Origin of the sequence: Mesorhizobium sp. M7A.F.Ca.CA.003.01.2.1 (genome assembly GCF_003998945.1) — a bacterium.
Lineage (GTDB): Bacteria > Pseudomonadota > Alphaproteobacteria > Rhizobiales > Rhizobiaceae > Mesorhizobium > Mesorhizobium ciceri.
Map to the genome: position 1 here is coordinate 1 of NZ_RZRA01000690.1, position 3,148 is coordinate 3,148.

3 protein-coding genes are annotated in these 3,148 nt (G+C 63.5%); 2 read left to right on the forward strand and 1 reads right to left on the reverse strand.

The window, feature by feature from the left end; genetic code table 11:
• A partial coding sequence (locus tag EN969_RS23765) for a substrate-binding domain-containing protein (RefSeq protein WP_127419444.1) occupies positions 1–694 on the forward strand: 694 nt, incomplete at its 5' end.
• Positions 695–795: 101 nt separating this feature from the next.
• On the forward strand, positions 796–1,641 hold the full coding sequence (locus EN969_RS23770; RefSeq protein ID WP_063167608.1) for an acyl-CoA thioester hydrolase/BAAT C-terminal domain-containing protein: 846 nt from the start codon (positions 796–798) through the stop codon (positions 1,639–1,641).
• A gap of 52 nt (positions 1,642–1,693) precedes the next feature.
• Here the strand turns inward: EN969_RS23770 and EN969_RS23775 are convergent.
• Positions 1,694–3,148, reverse strand: a 1,455-nt coding sequence (locus tag EN969_RS23775) for a bifunctional aldolase/short-chain dehydrogenase (protein WP_127419445.1), incomplete at its 5' end; no start/stop codon positions are given.

The following is a 3,148-nucleotide window of genomic DNA, read 5'->3' on the forward strand; positions in this document are numbered from 1 at the left end:
CATCAAGGTTGTGGCCTTCGACGTCAATGTCGAAAACCCCAAGATCCCGCAGATCGAACAGTCCGATCGCGACCTGGCACGCCTCGCGCTCGAGCAGGCGGTCAAGGACAATGGCGAGAGCTGGAATGCCGGCTATGTCTATGTCGCCGGCATCGCGCCGCTCGACCGCCGCAACGAGACCTGGGTTGACGTCAAGAAGAAATATGCCGGCATCAAGGAAGTCGCGATGTTCGGCACGCTCGACAATCCGATCGCCAACTCCGTCGCCAACCAGGCGCGTTCGGTGCTGACGGCGCATCCCGACATCAAGGTGATGTTCGCTCCCTATGACGAATTCGCCAAGGGCGTGAAGATCGCTGTCGACGAAGCGGGCTTGAACAAGGGCATCAAGATCTATTCGGCCGACATTTCGACCTCGGACATCGCTGCGATGCGCGAGCCCGACAGCGCCTGGGCCGCGACCGCCGCGACCAACCCGGCCGTCGTCGGCCAGGTCTCGGTGCGTGCGCTGGCACAGCTGCTGGCCGGTGAAGACCCCGGCCACAACGTCGTCGTGCCGCCGACACTGATCACCCAGAAGGACCTCATCGACAAGGACATCAAGAACATGGAGGACCTGTCGGCCAAGCTGCCGCAGTTCGCCCACGCCGATGTCGCGATGCCGGCCTGGATGCCGAACCCGAACGCCAAGTAACTTTCGCTATCGAAGGCCGCCTGCAGCCGCTTGCTGCAGGCGGCCTTTTTGCTGAATATCTGCAGCCGGCGCCAGGCTCCGGCCCAAGGTTCGGTGCGTATATGGAAGCTCAGGCGGCAATCGAGGAAAACCTGTCCGGCGCCGTCGCCGGAACCTTGTTTCGATGCCCGCAGGCCACCACGGGTGTCGTGGTGTTGGGTGGGTCGAGTGGCCGCGTCGATGTCGGGCGCGCACGGCTCTTTGCAAACGAGGGCTCGTCGGCTTTGGCCCTGCAATGGTTCGGCGGTGAGGGCCAGCCTCCCGGAATATGCGAAATTCCCCTCGAAACCTTCTTCGCGGCAACCGATTGTCTCCTTGAAACAGGATGCCACCGCATCGTCTATGTCGGCACATCCAAGGGTGCCGAGGCCTCACTGCTTGCGGCGGTCCATGACCCGCGCATCGACGCTGTGGTCGCCATCAGCCCGTCATCGGTGATTTGGGGAAATATTGGTGCTGGCCCGGATGGCGTCAGCTGGCCTGAACGATCCTCATGGTCGCTCGACGGAATCCCCCTGCCGTTTGTGCCGACGGATCCAAACTGGACACCAGAATACGTGGATGGCTTGGTATCCTACAGGGGACTCTTCGAACATTGCTTGAAAACCTTCAGGCAGGAAGCGGCTGCGGCGACCATCCCCGTTGAGACCGCATCGGCCGAGATCCTGCTGGTCGCAGGCGGCGACGATGCGCTGTGGCCCTCGCTATGGTTCGCGACAGAAATTGTTCGGCGGCGCAGCGAAGCAGGCAAGATCACACATCTCGTGTCATCGCCGGATGCGGGGCATCGCATTCTCTTGCCTGGCGAGAACACACCACGCTCGACATTGCATGCACATGGCGGCAATGACGAGGCCGAATCACGGTTGGGCAGAATGGCGTGGGAAGGCATCCGAGAACTGCTGTAGCTGCAGATCCCGAATACCTTCGCCTGTTTTGCGTCAGTCTCGGCCGGTTTCCCTACCGCATCGCTGCCGCGATATTGCCGCCGTCGACGGTCGTCACGTCGGCGGTGGTGCGGTCGGCCAGCGCATGATGCAGGAAGGCCTGCGCCACGTCCTGCGCCGTCACTTCCTGGCCGAGCAGATTGCCGGACATGTAGTCCTTCTCCGACACGCCGCGCGCGCCTGAGCGGCTGGCAATCATGGCGTCGGTCAAAAGGCCCGAGCGGATGCGGTCGGCGTTGACGGCGTTCGAGCGGATGCCATGCGCGCCATAGTCGAGCGCGTACTGCCTGGACAGGAACAGCGTCGCCGCCTTCGGCACGCCATAGGCGCCGAACTTCGGGCCGGGGTTGACGGCCTGCTTGGAGGTGTTGAACAGAAGCACGCCGCCTGTGCCCTGTTCGAGCATGATGCGCACGGCGTTCTGCGCCACCGATTGGTGGGCGAAGAAATTGAGCTCGAAACTCTTGCGCAGGAGCGCGTCGTCAAGCTCGCCGATGCGGCCTTCCCAGGCGGCGCCGGCATTGGAAACCAGGATGTCGACACCGCCGAACACGGCGACCGCTTTGTCGAAGGCGGCACGCACCTGTGCCGGGTCGGTGATGTCTGCGGCGACGCCGATCGAATTGTTGCCGGCTTTCTTCGCTGCATCGGCGGCTTTTTCGGCGTCGAGATCGACGACGACGGCATGGGCGCCATTGTCGGCGAACAGCTTTGCCGTCGCTGCACCGATCGCGCCGGCACCGCCGGTGATCAGCACCACCTGGCCGGTCAGCGGCTTCGGCTTGTTGGAGGCGAGCTTGGCCTGTTCCAGCGACCAGTATTCGAGCGGGAACAGGTCGGCCTTGGAAAGCGGATGGAACCGGCCGACGGCCTCGGCGCCACGCACTGCCTCGATCCACATCTCACCGACATCCGACGCGATCTTCGCGTCCTTCAGGGTGCGGCCGTGGCCGAACATGCCGAGGCCGGGCACCAGCGTCAGCCGCGGCATCTGGTCGAGCATGGTGCGCTTGACGTCGTCGAGCGCATCATTGGTTTCGAAATAGGCGCGATAATCCTTGGCGAACGCGTCGACATGGCTCTTGATCACCGCCTTGTAGTCGCCGGCCTTGTCCGCGTCGGGCGCCGGCAGCGCCATCGGCCCGGTCTTGATGCGGATCGACAGATCGGGCGTCGAGACGCCGCGCCCGGCATAATCGGCGATCTCGGCTGAATTGATGAAATCGACAATTGCCGGCGAAGTGCGGAAATCGCTGACCATTCGGTCGAAGCGGCCTTCGCCGCGCGCTACCGCCACCGCGCCGCGCAGCATCGGCGCGATCGACGCCGGCGTCGCGAGCTTTGCTGGCAAGGCTGCCTTTGCCGCCTTCGGCTTGCCACTTGCGGCAATGAAGTCCTCGGCGACGTTCACATAATGGATCATCCGGTCGTAGGCCTGCTTCGCATCGTCGCCGAAGGTGAAGATGCC

What these genes read in the sequence shown, in the direction of transcription:
- EN969_RS23770 (WP_063167608.1), top strand. Translation starts at nt 796, where the DNA reads ATGGAAGCTCAGGCGGCAATCGAGGAAAACCTGTCCGGCGCCGTCGCC.